We start from the raw sequence: 421 nt of genomic DNA, 5'->3' as shown, positions 1-421 counted from the left end.
ACCTCGCGCACTGCCGATCGCCACTGCGCGAACACGCCGGCACGGCCGTCGGCGTCCATGTCCATGCCCATCGCCTGGCCCAGGTGGTTGAGGACGATGGACGTATCGGGAAACATATCGGCAAGCTCGCAAACGTCGGCCATCTGGTGATGGAACACTGCCGCATCGAACGTCAGGCCGCGTGCTGCCACCTCCTGGAAGCCGGCACGAAATCCCGGGGATTTCATGATTCCGGGCGCCGGCCGGTTCGTGACATAGCGGAAAGGCGCATCGCTCGGATCCTCGATCGTGATCTGCCGAACGCCCCGGAATCGCTCTGGCGCGGCTTCAAGCGACCGGTCGAGCAATTCGGCCACTGCCGACCCGAATCGCAGGTCCGCGTTCCCGACGATCGCCGCGCAGACGCGGCAATCGCCATAGG

General features: G+C 65.3%; 1 protein-coding gene. It reads right to left on the bottom strand.

The window, feature by feature from the left end:
* A partial coding sequence (locus M3666_RS16445) for an amidohydrolase family protein (protein WP_374109599.1) occupies positions 1–421 on the bottom strand: 421 nt, incomplete at both ends.

The sequence above is a fragment of the Curtobacterium sp. ODYSSEY 48 V2 genome (assembly GCF_023712625.1).
In the GTDB taxonomy this organism is placed as follows: domain Bacteria; phylum Actinomycetota; class Actinomycetes; order Actinomycetales; family Microbacteriaceae; genus Curtobacterium.
This window is presented reverse-complemented; position numbering and strand designations above follow the sequence as displayed.